Origin of the sequence: Pseudomaricurvus alkylphenolicus (assembly GCF_011683955.1) — a bacterium.
GTDB classification, from domain to species: Bacteria; Pseudomonadota; Gammaproteobacteria; order Pseudomonadales; family Cellvibrionaceae; genus Pseudomaricurvus; species Pseudomaricurvus alkylphenolicus.
Genome location: NZ_JAAQPI010000022.1, coordinates 1 through 15,656, shown reverse-complemented (window position 1 = coordinate 15,656; position 15,656 = coordinate 1). Strand labels below are relative to the sequence as shown.

Below are 15,656 nucleotides of genomic sequence, written 5' to 3'. Positions count from 1 at the left end.
TGTCAAAACCATCTCAAGACCCTTGTCGTTGCTCCAGCGTACCCACCCGGCCACGCACATATTCGAGGTAGTTTTCGGAGCCACTGGCGAGTTGCATCACCTTCTCGAACGCCGCCAATGCGCCGCTGTCATTCTCGGCATCCAGTGCTACCGCCAGACCGAGCCAGTAGGTCGCACTGGCGGGTCGCGATGTCAGCAGACGGCGATACTCCCTGGCGGCCTCCCGGTGACGCTGCAGTTTGTGCAGCAACCCCGCTCGCAATGCCAGGTAATTTTCAGGCATCACCTGTGCGGGCGCAATTTGATTGAGCACGGAGAGGGCCGCTGGATAGTCTCCCGAGTGGGTATGCAACTTGGCCTGCATCAACGCGCGCATTGCCACAGGAAGATGCCCCGCATTACGTAACAACGTTTCAGCCTGGGGCAGTTCACCGCTGTTCAGATAAAGCTCAAACAGTGCCTCCAATGCCTGCTCCGATTGCGGTGCGCTGGACAGCTGAGTCGTCAGCAGCGCCCGCGCCTGTCGCGTCTTGCCCTGGGACAGCAGGCTGCGTGCCTGTGCGGTTATACGTGCGTCCCGCGAGGCTTCGCTCTCCCTGACCATCTCCTCCACGGGGAGGTTGGGTTTCAGATCAGCCAGTAGTCGCTGCAGGCGCTCATTATCAACGCCCACTTCTTGAGCGCGCTCTGCCAGGCGCTCAACGTCCTGATGTCGGCCTTCTGCTCCAGCGAGGCGCATAAGTTCAAGATAGCGTTCACCGACACGGCGCAATCCGTCTTTGGCCTCAGGATTATCGGGCTCAAGGGCCAACGCTGCCAGATAGCGGTCATAGGCATTGTCATGCCTGGGCGTGGTCAGGCGATCCTGGGCCAGTGCCTGGTCACCCAGCAGTACCAATTGCAGCAGGCGCTGGCGATGTGAGGGCTGAGATTGTGGAGGGTCTTTAACCTGTGCAGCGTCCTCAGTGTCCAAAGCATCCGCAGTCTGCGGTGCGAGTTCGTTGGGAAGCGGTGTGCTCTGGGCTTCTGATAACGGTGGTAAAGCCTTAACCAGATGGGCTTCCACAGGTGAAGCAATCACTGCCGGATCAGTGGAGGCAGACTGGGGACCATAAAACTTGCCAAACCAAACCAACAATACGAAGACGACAACGCCACTACCAATAAGATACCAGCGGCCGGCGTGGGGCTTGCCCCTGTCGGTGAGCGCACTGGCCCCTTCCAGTGACACGTCGCGGCTGTTATCGGTGAGTCCGGCCGCGGCATCGGCCTGAGGCCAGCGCTCCTCCAGATCCTTCAGAGTATCGTTAATCAGGCTCACCTAGATGCCCCCATCGAGCAGCAGCAATACACCTGCAGACATAGCTCCCGCCAGTGGCCAGAGCAAATGCCAGCGTAATGACAGCAACTTGCCCAGCGCCGAACTCTCCTCTGTGTCACTGATGGCCCTGGCCACATGCCAGCTATCCACATTGAGGCTGCCGCGACCATAGGCAGACAGCAGTGCTTTGTGTGCCATGACATTTACCAGCCTCGGCACGCCTCTACTGGCTTTGGCCAGTAGCCAAGCGGCGGCACCGGTAAACAAGTCGCGCCGGGCACCCGCGAGGCCAAGTCGGTGGCGAATATATTGTCGTGTGCCCTCAGTGGTCAGCGGATGCAGATTTTCGGAAAACACAATGCGTTGCTTCAGTTGGCGCAAGTCATCGCGGTTGAGCAATTCATCCAGTTCCGGCTGCCCGAGCAACACCACTTGGAACAGCTTGCGTTTTTCGGTTTCCAGGTTGGTTAACAGGCGCAGGGACTCAATCGTCTCACGAGGCATGGCCTGGGCTTCATCGATGACCAACACCACCTGCCTTCCCTCGGAAGCCAGCTGCAGCAGGCGGTCATAGATTGCCAGCATGATTTCCTGGGTATCCATACCCGCCGTCACCTGGGCGCCAATTTCCCTGGCGACATGCGCCTTTAGTTCTGCCGGCGTGAGATACGGATTGGGAATATAAGAAGTCAGATAAACGTCATCCAACATGGACAGAAGCTTGCGGCACAGCAGTGTTTTGCCGGTACCCACTTCCCCGACAATTTTGATAAACCCCTCAGAGTGTTTGAGGGATACGAGCATGGTGTTGAGCGCATCGCGATGACTCTGTTCGTTGAGATAGAACTGAGTGTCGGGGGTCAGCGAAAACGGTTTTTCCCGCAGACCGAAATGCTCCAGATACATACTCATATTACCGTCCCGCTAGCGTTCGAACAGTTGCCGGTAATCACTGCCCAGTGACTTGACCCGCTCGTTACTACGGCGAATGTCGTTGCTCCAGACATCATTGTTGTCGACAATAATGGGCCGCATCAGAATCACCAACTCGGTTTTTACTGTGCCCTCACTGGCGGTTTTGAAGAGGCTGTTGATCACAGGTACATCGCCGATCCAGGGGCGTTTACCTTTGCCTTTGAGCGTGTTTTCCTGCATCAGACCACCCAAAACCACCACCTGCCCACTGCGGGCGCTCACAATACTGTCGGATTCTCTGACTTCCCGCAGCGCCAATGGAATCGAGAATTGCCGATCTCCCACCGTAAGGTCCTTAAGTTGATCTTCAACGTTACTGACCACCGGATGGACATGCAGAATCACACTGCCGTCATCGGCGATTTGCGGTGTAACGTCCAGGGCAATGCCGCTAAAGAACGAGGACAATTCGATTTGTGGGGTATTGGTGGTAGAAGAGGCGTTAGACGTGGTATTGCTGGAGATCCCCGTCACAAAATACTCGTCGGACCCTACTCGTATCACTGCTTTTTGATTGTTCACGGTGGAAACTCGGGGACTGGATAACACCTGCACTGAGCCCTGGGTCTCCAGCAGAGACAAGAGCTTGGTGATGTCGTTGACCAGCAACAACGAGGCGAAAATCTCCCCGACGCCGTCCGTGGCATTGACGATCTCCGCAGGTTGTTCGAACTCGGTGACATTATTGCCGAGCAATAACTGGCCGCTGATAGCGTTCCAGTTGATACCTGCCTCAAACTGTTCGTCGAGTCTTACTTCCAGAATTTTCGTTTCCAGAATAACCTGACGCTTGACGCTGAGCTCCGAACGTTCGAGAAAATCCCTGACGGCATTCAGTTCATGGGGCATGGCTTTAACCACTACCAGTCCCGCCTGGGGATTGACCATAACCATGCGATTGCCTTCGGCGCCTACAATAGCCTCAACGGTGAGTTTCAGGGTCTTCCAGAAATCGGTGGCGTTGAGGGTCTGAATCCTTGCCCCCGGCACTATACCCTCTGCGGAATTTCCGCTCTGCTGGTTGTTGCCCCCGCCATCGTCACCCAGCCCCAGCAAGTTAGCCTGGGCAGCGTTATTGGTATTACTGCCACCGCCGCCATTGTTATTGTTGTTGTCATCGCTGGAGCCGACACTGCCGATCTGCACCGAGGTATCCGAAACACCAACCCGTCGAACATCCAGATAATTGATGGAAAAGATCTGCGTACGCAGTTTGCGAGCATAAATAGTGTAAATGGAGCCCGAGCGTTTAAACTCGTAGCCGTAGATATCGCGGGTTACTCCCAGTACTTCGTCGATACTGACGTCGTTCAACTCCAGCGAAATGGAACCCTCGAGCTCCGGGTGCACAACGATATTGGCCCCGGTTCCAGACACCAGACTCAGGAAAAAATCCCGTGCCGGCATATTATTGACCGCCAGATCGAAACGTTCTTCCGAGCCGTGCTCGTTGGACCCGCCAGCTACACCGCCCAGCAACGCCTGGTCAAGGGCCTGGGCATTGCGTTGGCTGACCTGCTGCTGACGATCGCGACCGTAACTCTCGGCGCTCTCGGTAACTGCCTTCATCTGCCTTTCCGACGCCAATGGCTGCTCGGGCTGGCTCTGGCACCCCGCCAATAACACCAACAGCAGCCATCCCGTCCAAATTCGCGCGCTGCGATCCCCCATAACCATTCAGTTTCTAACCTTTGCCTTGAGTCTGAGTTCTTGTTGCCGGCCCCGCACACTGAGCAAAACCTTGCCGGGTAATATGGACACAACCCTGGCGCCGTCCACCCACTGGTTTTCCCGTACGGTCTTGCCATTGATGACCGCTAACTTACGCTGTGAAGAAATCAGCACCGAATGCAGCTTTAGCGCCTGTTGCTGCTGACTGCTGATGGGCGCCGAATATTTCAGTGGCCGTGTGGGATCGCGCATCTCTGTCTGCGCCCACAACTGGGAGCAGCCTGACCACAGAATAAGCAATGGCAGACACCACCTAACCATTAAACACCCCCTGATTGGTTGATAGCGTGTATACTTCAAGGGATACCCGGGCTCTGGGGTAGTCGAGCACGTCATAATCGAGCGCTTCCCAGTACAATCGCCAGGGCAATTGCTCCAACGCCGCCAGATAGTCACGGATCGCGAAGAAATCCCCCTGCAACGTCAACACCACAGAATGTTTGTAGACTCCCGTACTCTGTTTTTCCTCGGCGAAAATATTGTCTTCTTCAGCGACTTTGCCGGCCAGTGTCAGTTCCGCCACCGGCTGCGTGCCGATGTGCTCAAGCTTCAGTTGGTCGCTTGAACGCAACACCTCTTGCAGCAGACTGGGTAGCTGCTGTGCGGGAATCAATCCCACGGCCAGCTTTGACAGTGCCTGGTCTTGTTGTTGCAGCTGCTGGCGCAGCAACTCCAGGCGCTGGCGGCGGCTGCGGTCCGGGTCCCTGCCCACCGCCTGCTGAAACACTTGCAGCTGAGCCTGCAGTTGACTTTCCTTCTGTCGGGCCTGCTCAAGTTGCGCCTGCATCGTCTGACGCTGCTGCTCAAAACGCCCGAAACCGAGATTTTTGATCAGCAGAAACAACACCACTGCGCAAGCGGTGACGACCAGAATTTTTTCACGCTGACTGAGTTGATCGTACTTTTGCACCCAGGGTTGTTGTTGCAGCCAGCGACTCATTGCAGTGCCTGCCCACTGGCACGTGCCAGGTTTTCCCGCAATTGATCGGCAGCGGCCTGATTGAGGCTGAAACTGAGGTGCGATTTGCCCGGTACTCGCTGAATTTGCAGCTGTCCGAAGAGGCTGTCTTTGAAGCCCTCACTGACCTGCAGTCGCTCAACGTACAATGGCACCGCCTCCGGCGACAACGCCTGGCCCGCAAGAGCAATACGTCTGCCCCCGGCAATAAAATCGAATCCGGTTAGCGCCACCTGGTCATTCACCTGGCTGGCGAGGCTGTCCATGGCCATCGAGAAACCTTTTGCATTACCGATACTCTGCCCGTCGATCAGTTCACTGATGCTTCGGCGTCGCTCAATTTCATCGCTGATGCTGGTTATCTGGGCTTCCAGTCGATCGGCGTCACTGGCCGGAAGCCGGCTTTTGAAATCCTCGGTCTGCTGCTCCAGCGTCGCCAGCCGTTGCTTTTGTTGGTGCAGTTGCTCGGCCAGGTTACCGGCTTGCCAGCCACTCAAGGCGGAGAGCAATACCAGCACCGCCACCATCGCCATCAATCCTGCCGCCACCACCGGCGCCGACAGATAGTCCAGCCTTGGACGCAGATGGGGCAGATACAGATTGATTTCCTGCCTGCTTGGGGTGGTAGCTGCACTCATAGGCTTATCTTGTCACGCCTCCGCATTGCCACGCAAAGCGCCACCAATGGCCGTGACACACAATTGCATCACACTCTCGTCGATACCTTCTTTTATCTGCAAAAGACCGGAAATATTGAGGGTTGTTACCGCTGCAGCGATGCCACCGCTGAGATCATCACCAATTTTGTCATCGGTCACGTTTTCACCACACAGATACACATTGCCGGGCGGAACCTGCCCCATTTGGCGCTCGTAGTAATCGAGGCTGCGTTGCAGCTCCAGCACCAGTTGCTCCTCGGGCAGATCATCAAACAGGCCGCCGTTATAGCGCAGATCGAACTGCCGTGAGAGGTACAGCTGCCCTTCGCGCATCAACGTCAGCATGCCCTGCCCCGGCAGAACTCGCATGACTGCAACACCGCGGGCATCCACTGGCAGCTTTTCCGTGAGGTTGCGCAATGCCATTTCGGCAATATCGATGCTCTGCAGGTTGAGACCCGCCTCAGCGACAGCCTCAATCAATGGCTTGATCTTGGCCTCCTCGGTCACCACCGCATAAACCATATGGCGGCCAGATCGGGAGCTGTCCGTAGGCAGATCAAAGGTGTCCAGCAGAGCCTCGTCAATGGGAAAGGCGATCATGTCCTTAATCCGAAACCTCAGCGCGTCGTTGAGTTCCTCTGCAGGGACTTTGGGCGCTTCAACGAGCATCAACTGATAGTAGCTGGAAGGAAGTACAAGATTACAGGGGGACCCGGTGAGGCCTAACTGTTCTACCCGTTGGCGCAACGAATCCATGGGCAGGGAACCATCAGTGGCCAACAGCATCTCACAGGCCGTCAGCTGAGCGCGTGGAGGAGTGTTTGTATCAATGTGGGCAAAAGCAATGAATTCGGCGCCAATCTCCAAGCCAACCTGTCCCGCCGGCGCTTTTCGCCAGGGAAACCAGCTCATTGTGCGCCATCCCTAGTCGTTACATTTGTTGTCGAGGTCGTCGGGCTCTGCCTTGAACTCCGATCACCCCGGGCAAATGTCTCACTCATCGCCTGATCTTAACACCCCACGATCAACTTTCGGTCAAACTGTTATTTTTTTGTGCGGCCCGCATATTTCTTTATCAGGCTAGACCACAATTTCACATAACTCTAATTTATAATGGCGACCTTATCAGATAAGCACCCTACTGCGTAGCGCCAATTACCTATGAATGATACTCCTGCCACCCTCAATCTGGTGTTGTACCAACCGGAAATCCCCCCTAACACCGGCAATATTATCCGCCTGGCGGCCAATACTGGCGCCCGCATGCATTTAATCGAACCCATCGCCTTCGAATTGGACGACAAGCGCCTGCGTCGCGCCGGTCTCGACTATGGTGAATGGAAGGACATGCAAGTGCACGCCAGTTGGGAGGCCTTTCTGGAGACCTGCCAGCCTCAAAACCTTTACGCCATCAGTACCCGTGGCAGCCGCTGGTTCAGTGATGCCAGCTTTAAGCCCGGTGATTATGTGGTGTTCGGACCGGAAACGAGGGGCTTGCCCGCTGAACTGCTGGCACAGCAGCCCGCAGAGAACGTGCTGCGTATCCCCATGCAGGAAGGCAGCCGCAGCATGAACCTGTCCAACGCCGCCGCGGTTATCGTGTATGAAGCCTGGCGCCAGATGGGATTTCCCAACGCGCTTTGAGATGCAATTACGGGGGTAAATGACTAAGATATCGCCCCCGGATTTTCCACTGAGGTAACACCGCCACCATGAGCCGAGCCCCCATAGGACTGTTCTACGGCAGCTCCACCTGCTACACCGAAATGGCGTCGGAGAAGATTCGCCAGCTGCTGGGTGAAGCCCTGGTGGATATGCACAATGTGGCTGACGATCCCATTGCCAATTGCCTGTATTACGACTTTCTGATCATGGGAATTCCCACCTGGGATTACGGCGAATTGCAGGAAGACTGGGAAGAGATCTGGGACGAGCTGGACGAGCTGGATCTGAGCGGCAAGCGCATTGCCCTGTTTGGTCTCGGCGACCAGGTGGGTTACCCCGAATGGTTTCTCGATGCCATGGGTTTCCTTCATCACAAGCTGAAAAATCGTGGTGCCACCCTGGTGGGCTACTGGCCCAACCAGGGTTACGAATACGACGGCAGCAAAGCACTGACCGAAGACGAAAGCCAGTTTGTCGGACTGGCCCTGGACGACGAAAACCAGTTTGACGAAACCGACGCGCGCATCGCCGCCTGGTGCGCCCAGATCCTCAGAGAATTCGGGCTCACTGAGGAACAGCCTTGAGCGGTAGTAATAAACCAGCCTTGAGCGGTACTACGGTTTCGACCGCACAACTGCAGTGGGACGAACAGGGCCAACCCCTGGCCACCGAATTTGACGATGTTTACTTCTCCCGCCATAACGGTCTGGAAGAAACCCGCTACGTCTTCCTGCAACACAATGATCTGGATTCCCGCTGGCGGCCGCTGCAGAACAACGCGGATTTTGTTATCGCCGAAACCGGCTTCGGTACCGGTCTGAATTTTCTTGCGGCCTGGCAGCTTTGGTCACAGTCCGCGCCCAGTGATGCCCGTCTTCACTTTATCAGTGTGGAAATGTATCCGCTGACAAAACCGGATTTGCAGCGGGCGCTGGCGCTCTGGCCCGAGTTGGCACCGTTGGCAGAGCCATTGTTGCAACAGTACCCCGATCTGCTCCACCCAGGCTTCCATCATCTCAGCTTTGCCGATGGCAACGTCCGCCTGACATTGATCATCGACGAAGCTGTCTCTGGCTTTCAGCAGTTGCTGCAATCTCAACACCCGGCCTGGCGCGCACCCATAAGATCCGTGGACGCCTGGTTTCTGGACGGCTTCGCCCCGGCAAAGAACCCGGCCATGTGGCGCGATGAGTTGTTTGAGATCATGCAGGCCCTGAGCTCACCGGGAACCACTGCCGCCACTTTTACCGCCGCGGGTGTGGTCAAGCGTGGACTCAAACATCATGGTTTTGCGCTAGAAAAAGTAAAGGGCTTTGGCCACAAGCGTGAGATGTTGCGGGCAAGACTGGCCCAGCCTCAAGAACTCCCCAGAGCTGACGATTTTGATCAACATGCACATAACAGCCCTCACCCGGTGCCCTGGCCGGTAAACAAAGGGTTAAATGGTTCTGTCGACAGCTCGATCCATTCTGCCGGGCATGCACTGGTTATCGGCGCCGGCATAGCGGGCTGCCTGACCGCCGCCGCGCTGGCTCGTCGAAACTGGCGAGTCACTATCGTGGAGCGAAACACCGGCGCCGCGATGGAAGGCTCCGGCAACCCCCAGGGTGTGGTCTACGCAAAACTGTCCCATCGCAGCGAAACCCTGTCAGACTTTAATCTGCAGGCACTGTTGTTTGCGCAGCGCTGCTACCAGCCGCTGTGGCAACAGGCACTGATAACCGGGCAACAATGCGGTGTGCTGCAACTGGCGCACGGCGACAAAGTCGCTGACAACCAACACAGGTTGTGGCAACACTATCAACAGCAGAACAGTGCGCAGACGCTGTTTCAACATCTCGACCCTGCCCAGGCAAGTGCCGTTAGTGGTGTCGAACAACATTTTGGCGGTCTGTTTTTCCCCGCCGCCGGCTGGCTCTCTCCCGCCAGCCTCTGCGAGCACCTGCTTGAACATCCCAACATCACATTGCTGACAGAAACCGCTATTGAAGAGATCACCAGAGACGAGACTCGGGATTCAGAACAATGGCAGGCAATGGGTAGAGAGAGACAAATAATCGCCAGTGCAGATGTCGTGATTGGCTGCGGCGCGAGCGAACTCCGCCAGCTGCAGCAGACTCGATTTCTGCCACTCAAACCCATTCGCGGCCAGGTCACCTATTTGCAAGCCACCGACACCAGCAATTTGCTCAATACGGTGATTTGCGGAGAGGGTTACCTGCCACCGGCCTTTAAAGGCGAGCATTGTCTGGGAGCAACCTTTGATCCCCGCCGGCTTGAACTCGCCTTGAGAGAGGAAGATCATCAGCACAATCTCGACAGCCTGGCCGGGCAGATTCCATCATTGGCGGGCGAACTCTGTCAGTCCCCAGTCACGGGTGGCCGCGCTGCGTTGCGCTGCACCACACCGGATTACCTCCCCCTGACCGGCCCGGTACCCATTCAGGAAGATTACCTCAGCCAATATGCACTGCTGCGCAAAAACGCCCGCTCTTCCATTGCCGAGGCGGCTAACAACCAAACGAATCTCTACGTGAATGTGGGCTTTGGCTCCCGTGGACTGGCCTATGCACCACTCTGCGCGGAACTGCTGGCCGCACAAATCAGTGGAGAACCTTTACCCGTCAGTCAGGCGACAGCAACAGCACTGCATCCCGGCCGCTTTGTGATCCGTGACCTGATACGCGGAAAGGTATAGGCTACACTTGGCTTGATACGGAACGAAATAAGTGACAGGAGACCGCTATGCTTTTAGGAGCAGGACGCCGCCGGGGCGAGATGCCCACCGGAGTCGACAGCATTCACAACTACTATGAAAATATGGTGCTGGAAGAGATTTACCAGACCAGCGAACGCGCCCGTACCGATATGGATTTTCTGGCCGACACCGCCTGTGTCGCCCTCAATCGTCTGCCGCCGCGCTATATTCGACACGATGTGGACATGACCTTTTTTATGTCGGGCCAGGAGATGCAGGAAATGGCCGACAAGGTAAAGCAGGCAGTCAGTGACGCAATCAGCTATGTGCTCGACAGCGAAGCTGCTCGCGAGGAAAACCCGGAGGAGCTCTGATAGCTTATCGATGTTGCCGGCAGAACCTTGTGCCGGGGGCAGGCGGGAGCCTGCTAGGCTCCACCCAGCAGCGTCTGGGAACCGGCACCGCAGGCGATCACCGTCTTCATCGCCTGCTCGACGCTGATATCCGGCAATAAGGTGACGCAGTTTTCCGGAACATGGTAAACCATTCCCGAAGTGGGCACTGGAGCGGTGGGGACAAACACCGTCACGCGATCCCCGTGGCGAGCAGTGACAATGCCGGTAACCTGCAGCTCAGAATCCTCGCCATAGAGCTTCACCAAAGCCACCTCTCCGGCCAGCAGTGAGGTGGCCTCGCTGCCACCAATAAACTGCACCACAATATCGCGAATGGTGCTGTACCCCGGCGCAAACCTCGCCAACCCCTTGTCCAGCCAATAGTGCAACCAGCGCCCAACACCGGTTTTGATCAATAGCCCCACGCTGAAACATAACCCCAGCAAAAGGATCAACACCAGCCCATCCGCCAGCAGTTCGCGCATCTCGGAACGGCTGGTTAGCAAATCCGTCAGGGGTTGAATAAAATCGGTGACCAGAGCGAACAACCACTGGAACAGAATCATCAGGATGGCAATGGGCAATACCACCGTGATCCCCCCTAAGAACGTAAGGGCGATAAATGACCTGAGCTTTCCCATCCTGGCCTCCCTGAAGCCTGTCTTGCGTATTTGCCGGTTTTCGGCAATGTTGCTGTGCGCCAGCATTCTACTCATAGCCAACACAATACCCAAGGCCGAGGCACAAACACCGACGCTGAACTACAAGGTCTTGCTGGATCTTCCCCATCGCCCTTACAAATTTACCCAAGGGCTGGACAGTGACGGCGAACACCTGATTGAAAGCAGCGGTTTATACGGTAAATCCTTTGTGCACCGCTACCACAAACTCAGTGGTGATGTATTACACCGCTTCAGCCTGCCCAGGCGACAATTTGCCGAAGGTCTGGTCAGACTGGGGGATTCGGTATTTTTGTTGACCTGGAAGGCGGGACTGGCCTACCGACTCAGCGCCCATGATCTGCGACCCCAAGGCAGCTATCGATTTCGCGGTGAGGGCTGGGGGCTGGCAAAATGGAAGCATCTGCTGGTTATGAGTGACGGCTCTTCTCAATTGCAACTGCGAAGTAGCCAGAACTTTCAGCTGCAAGAAAAAATCACCGTGTTCGAAGACGGTCGCGAAGTTCATCAACTCAATGATCTGACAGTCGGCCTCGATGTGATCTGGGCCAACGTCTGGCACCAGACCTATATCCTCGCCATTGCCCCGGAGAGTGGCAGAGTAATCGCAAGACTTGAACTCGACGAGCTGGCTCAGCGCCAACTCAGCAACAACCCGGAACACGTGCTCAACGGCCTCGCCTGGGACCCCGAACAGAACGCGCTATGGGTAACCGGCAAGGGCTGGAACCGGCGCTATCTATTGCAGCTCGATCCCCTGCCCGTAAGCCAGAGGCGTCAGACCAACTGACAAAAGGGCTTGATCACCACGCAATTGCGCCCTTTGGATTTTGCTTCGTACATGGCATCGTCCGCGCAGCTGATAAGCCGTTGCCCCAGTCGCGAAAGATCCGAACTGCGCTCTCCCACGGGCTGCCAGCACGCCAACCCTAAGGAAACCGTTGGTTTCAAAGGTTCTTCAGCCGCCACATCCACCCTCAGAGCAGCCACCGAGGCGCGAATGCGTTCGGCGATCTCACTGGCTGGCTCCTGGGTACAGCGGGGCAACAACACCACAAATTCCTCGCCGCCATAGCGGGCCAGCAAATCGGTCTTGCGCAACTGCTGCTTGATGGCCATCGCCACCCGCTTCAGGCAGGCGTCACCGGCCTGATGCCCAAACTGATCATTGATGCGCTTGAAGTGATCCACATCCACAAACAGACAGGCCAACCCATCATCGCTGCGTTCGGCCCGCTCCAGCTCCTTGGCAAACTCCGCTTCAAAATGCAGGCGATTGCTCACCTGGGTCAGCATATCCACCTGACTTTGGTGATTGAGATGTTCATGAGCCAGGCTGTTTTCCAGACACACCGCGCAAATACTCGCCAGGTGATGCATAAAGTCCACGGCTTTGTCAGCGGAAAACCGCTGGGCACTTTGACTGGCAAAATGCAGGCTGCCGATCATCTGCCCCTGGCGTAACAGTGGCAACAACGCCGCGCTGCCCGTTCGGGACGAATTGGGAAACAGACGACCACTGGTCAGTGGGTCCAGCTCGCCCAGGCTGATCTGATAATCGCCGGGATAGAGCGACATGGCAAAATCATCACTGTTGCGCAGCTGCAGGCGATTATCAAAGCGGTCGATATCCAGGGCCTCCAGCAGATCATTGACGGTGTAATCCCGGTCCACCAGAATCAGGCCGACATCATCGAGCTGGAAGTGCTCCATGGCCCCGTTGAGCAGCAGATGCAGTACCCCGGACAGGCTATTGCTGCCCAAGAGCTTGAACTCAAACTCCTGAAAGTGCTTCTCAATGCGCTGATTCTCCTCAATCCGCTTAAGCAGGGTTTTCACCACCTGCTGCAGACGGGAGTTTTCATGCTGCAATTTATTCGTCGAATCTGCCACTGAATTGCCTGTTGAGGTATCCCTTTCGATCCCTATTCCCATTCCAATCTCCGACCCCCGAAGTGCTGACGGGGTTCCGTGTCCAGCGCACTGGGAGTAGATCACAGTGCAGCCCACCTGAATTATCGGCCGCTTTGGGTTAAAATTTGGCGTTTCCTTAGGCCTTTTGGTGCTAAGACCCGCAGCCCCCGTCATACGGGCCCTTTAGCGGTCTGCCCAAGGCTCAGTATTGAATAACACTGCAACAGATTCCCACGACTGTTTCTCACACTTTGAGATTGAACCATGACCACAGAATTACTTTCACCCGCCGGCACCCTCAAAAACATGCGCTACGCCTTTGCCTATGGTGCCGATGCCGTTTACGCGGGGCAACCCCGCTATAGCCTGCGGGTGCGCAACAACGAGTTCAACCGCCTGGAAAACCTCGCGGCGGCCATCGACGAAGCCCACGGCATGGGAAAACAGTTCTATCTGGCCAGCAACCTCTCACCCCACAACGACAAGGTCCGCAGCTACCTGCGCCACCTTGAGCCCGTGATCGAGATGAAACCCGATGCACTGATCATGTCCGACCCCGGCCTGATAATGATGGTACGCGAAACCTGGCCTGACATGCCCATCCACCTGTCTGTCCAGGCCAACGCCGTCAACTACGCCACCGTCCAGTTCTGGCACCGCCAGGGCATCAGCCGTGTGATTCTGTCGCGGGAACTTTCACTGGACGAAATCGAAGAAATCCGCCAGCGCTGCCCCGAAATGGAACTGGAGGTCTTTGTCCACGGCGCCCTCTGCATCGCCTACTCCGGCCGCTGCCTGTTGTCAGGCTACATGACCCACCGCGACTCCAACCAGGGTGCCTGCACCAACTCCTGCCGCTGGCAATACAACGCCCATGCCGCTACCGAGAACGAAACCGGAGACCTGATTGCGGTTGAACAGCCGGAGGTGGCCAGCGTTTATGACCCTAAACAAGCCGGTCAAAATGCCTACAGCGGGGAAACAGGCGGCGATCGCGACGAGATTGCCGTATTGCTGCAGGAACGCAGTCGCCCCGGCGAATATATGCCCGCCTACGAAGACGAACACGGCACCTACATCATGAACTCCAAAGACCTGCGTGCCGTCCAGCACGTCGAGCGTTTGGTGAACATGGGCATCCACAGCCTCAAGATCGAAGGCCGCACCAAATCCCACTACTACGCCGGACGCACCGCCCAGGTCTACCGACGCGCCATCGACAACGCCATCGCCGGCAAACCCTTCGACATGAACCTCATGGGCGAACTTGAACACCTGGCCAATCGCGGCTACACCGAAGGCTTCTACCGACGCCACGTGCCGAGCGAATACCAGAACTACGACAGCGGCACCCCCGACAACAACCAACAGTTTGTTGGCGAAGCCATCGGTTACGATGCCGACAATGGCTGGCTTACCATCGACGTCAAAAACCGATTTGAAACCGGCCAGACCATGGAACTGGTCACTCCCCAGGGCAATCTGCGCTTTGACCTTGCCAGCCTCGAAAACAAAAAAGGCGAAGCCATCGACGTCGCCCCGGGATCCGGCCACCAGGTTCGCATCCCCATGCCCGCCGCCATCCCCCTGGCCGAAGACGGCGGCTACGCTCTGCTGATGCGTTACACCGCCTAACCCCGCACAAGGACACCGCTGCATGCCCATTGACAACATCGTGATACTCACCGGTGCCGGTATCTCCGCCGAATCCGGTATCCGCACTTTTCGCGCCGCCGACGGTCTCTGGGAAGACCACCGCGTCGAAGACGTCGCCACCCCGGAAGCCTTCGAACGCGACCCGGTGCTGGTGCAGCGCTTCTACAACGAACGCCGAGCCCACCTGCTGAACGGTATCGAACCCAACGACGCCCATGTCGCCCTGGCCGAATTTGAGACTCAACACACCAACAACGGCGGCCGTTTCACCCTCGTCACCCAAAACATTGACGACCTGCACAAACGGGCTGGCTCAAGCAACCTACTGCCCATGCATGGAGAACTGCTCAAAATTCGCTGCAGCGCCACCCATAAACTCTTCCCCTGCCGTGAACCCATCGAAGTCGACCGCCCCTGCCCCTGCTGCCAGGTTCCCGGTCAACTGCGCCCCCATGTTGTCTGGTTTGGTGAAATGCCCCTGTATATGGACGAAATCGAACGAGACCTGAGCCAGTGCGACCTGTTTGTCTCCATCGGCACCTCCGGCAATGTCTACCCCGCCGCCGGTTTCTTCCAACTCGCCAGCGCCGTCGGTGCCCGCACGGTAGAACTCAACCTGGAACCCTCGGCCAATGCCAATCAGTTTGATGAGGGTTACTATGGCCCCGCGACGGAAATCGTGCCGGAATTTCTTTCCCAGCTTTAGAGAACAACCACCGCCATCTTTGGGCCATAAGCTGCCGTTCGAATCGGCAGAGTTTTGCTCTCGCGTAGGTTGGATTAGCTCCGCTTCGCGGAGCGTAATCCGACGGTTCCGCCGGCGATGTTCGTTGGCTGCGGCCTGGTTTTTAACACCTTGGGATGTTGCTGCGAGAGGTGTTTTATACACGGCCGCCGCCAATTTAAACCTTCGGCGGAACGTCGGATTACGAAGCGCGAAGCGCTTCTAATCCGACCTACATTCGTGCGGCCGTTGCAGGCATCTGCGGCATCCCGCACCT

At 56.7% G+C, this 15,656-nt stretch carries 16 protein-coding genes; 7 read left to right on the top strand and 9 right to left on the bottom strand.

Translation table 11 applies throughout. The features are described 5' to 3' along the window. Positions 1 to 13 precede the first annotated feature (13 nt). From HBA55_RS32635 to HBA55_RS32605, 7 genes are all read right to left on the bottom strand, one after another. Positions 14 to 1,321, bottom strand: coding sequence for a tetratricopeptide repeat protein (locus HBA55_RS32635; protein WP_166999941.1), 1,308 nt, complete (start codon positions 1,319 to 1,321; stop codon positions 14 to 16). Further along, positions 1,322 to 2,227 (bottom strand): ExeA family protein, encoded by a 906-nt coding sequence (locus tag HBA55_RS32630; RefSeq protein WP_167000004.1) that lies wholly within the window; start codon positions 2,225 to 2,227, stop codon positions 1,322 to 1,324. Positions 2,228 to 2,245: 18 nt separating this feature from the next. After that, positions 2,246 to 3,967, bottom strand: coding sequence for a pilus (MSHA type) biogenesis protein MshL (gene mshL / locus HBA55_RS32625; protein WP_338109497.1), 1,722 nt, complete (start codon positions 3,965 to 3,967; stop codon positions 2,246 to 2,248). 6 nt (positions 3,968 to 3,973) lie between these two features. Next, on the bottom strand, positions 3,974 to 4,219 hold the full coding sequence (locus HBA55_RS32620; RefSeq protein ID WP_166999939.1) for a general secretion pathway protein GspB: 246 nt from the start codon (positions 4,217 to 4,219) through the stop codon (positions 3,974 to 3,976). Positions 4,220 to 4,280: 61 nt separating this feature from the next. Next, positions 4,281 to 4,967, bottom strand: coding sequence for a hypothetical protein (locus tag HBA55_RS32615; RefSeq protein WP_166999938.1), 687 nt, complete (start codon positions 4,965 to 4,967; stop codon positions 4,281 to 4,283). After that, positions 4,964 to 5,623, bottom strand: a complete 660-nt coding sequence (locus HBA55_RS32610; protein ID WP_166999937.1) for a PilN domain-containing protein — start codon at positions 5,621 to 5,623, stop codon at positions 4,964 to 4,966. The genes HBA55_RS32615 and HBA55_RS32610 overlap by 4 nt, the downstream gene beginning before the upstream one ends. A 12-nt stretch (positions 5,624 to 5,635) precedes the next feature. Next, entirely contained in the window at positions 5,636 to 6,559 is a 924-nt protein-coding gene (locus HBA55_RS32605) for a type IV pilus biogenesis protein PilM (protein WP_166999936.1), read from the bottom strand. A 249-nt stretch (positions 6,560 to 6,808) separates the two neighbouring features. Here HBA55_RS32605 and trmL point away from each other — a divergent pair, with 249 nt between their 5' ends. The 4 genes from trmL to HBA55_RS32585 all read left to right on the top strand — a co-directional run bounded on the left by trmL (position 6,809) and on the right by HBA55_RS32585 (position 10,384). Further along, positions 6,809 to 7,291: a tRNA (uridine(34)/cytosine(34)/5-carboxymethylaminomethyluridine(34)-2'-O)-methyltransferase TrmL gene (trmL, locus tag HBA55_RS32600; RefSeq protein WP_166999935.1), complete on the top strand. Its 483-nt coding sequence runs from the start codon at positions 6,809 to 6,811 to the stop codon at positions 7,289 to 7,291. 68 nt (positions 7,292 to 7,359) lie between these two features. Then, entirely contained in the window at positions 7,360 to 7,896 is a 537-nt protein-coding gene (gene fldB, locus HBA55_RS32595; RefSeq protein WP_166999934.1) for a flavodoxin FldB, read from the top strand. Continuing rightward, positions 7,893 to 10,010: a bifunctional tRNA (5-methylaminomethyl-2-thiouridine)(34)-methyltransferase MnmC2/FAD-dependent 5-carboxymethylaminomethyl-2-thiouridine(34) oxidoreductase MnmC1 gene (gene mnmC, locus HBA55_RS32590; RefSeq protein ID WP_240946417.1), complete on the top strand. Its 2,118-nt coding sequence runs from the start codon at positions 7,893 to 7,895 to the stop codon at positions 10,008 to 10,010. The genes fldB and mnmC overlap by 4 nt, the downstream gene beginning before the upstream one ends. Positions 10,011 to 10,057: 47 nt before the next feature. Continuing rightward, positions 10,058 to 10,384, top strand: coding sequence for a late competence development ComFB family protein (locus HBA55_RS32585; RefSeq protein WP_166999933.1), 327 nt, complete (start codon positions 10,058 to 10,060; stop codon positions 10,382 to 10,384). A gap of 53 nt (positions 10,385 to 10,437) precedes the next feature. Here HBA55_RS32585 and HBA55_RS32580 read toward each other — a convergent pair whose 3' ends face one another. Then, positions 10,438 to 11,046 carry a DUF502 domain-containing protein gene (locus HBA55_RS32580; RefSeq protein WP_166999932.1) on the bottom strand — a complete coding sequence of 203 codons (609 nt, stop codon included), beginning with the start codon at positions 11,044 to 11,046 and terminating at the stop codon, positions 10,438 to 10,440. Positions 11,047 to 11,092: 46 nt separating this feature from the next. Between HBA55_RS32580 and HBA55_RS32575 the strand changes: the two genes are divergently transcribed. After that, positions 11,093 to 11,875: a glutaminyl-peptide cyclotransferase gene (locus HBA55_RS32575; protein ID WP_166999931.1), complete on the top strand. Its 783-nt coding sequence runs from the start codon at positions 11,093 to 11,095 to the stop codon at positions 11,873 to 11,875. Here the strand turns inward: HBA55_RS32575 and HBA55_RS32570 are convergent. Continuing rightward, positions 11,863 to 13,020 (bottom strand): GGDEF domain-containing protein, encoded by a 1,158-nt coding sequence (locus HBA55_RS32570; protein WP_166999930.1) that lies wholly within the window; start codon positions 13,018 to 13,020, stop codon positions 11,863 to 11,865. The genes HBA55_RS32575 and HBA55_RS32570 overlap by 13 nt on opposite strands. Before the next feature lie 243 nt (positions 13,021 to 13,263). Here HBA55_RS32570 and trhP point away from each other — a divergent pair, with 243 nt between their 5' ends. After that, complete coding sequence (gene trhP / locus HBA55_RS32565) at positions 13,264 to 14,634, top strand: prephenate-dependent tRNA uridine(34) hydroxylase TrhP (protein WP_166999929.1); 1,371 nt, start codon at positions 13,264 to 13,266, stop codon at positions 14,632 to 14,634. Between the two features lie 22 nt (positions 14,635 to 14,656). Next, entirely contained in the window at positions 14,657 to 15,361 is a 705-nt protein-coding gene (cobB, locus tag HBA55_RS32560) for a Sir2 family NAD+-dependent deacetylase (RefSeq protein ID WP_166999928.1), read from the top strand. Positions 15,362 to 15,656: the final 295 nt, after the last annotated feature.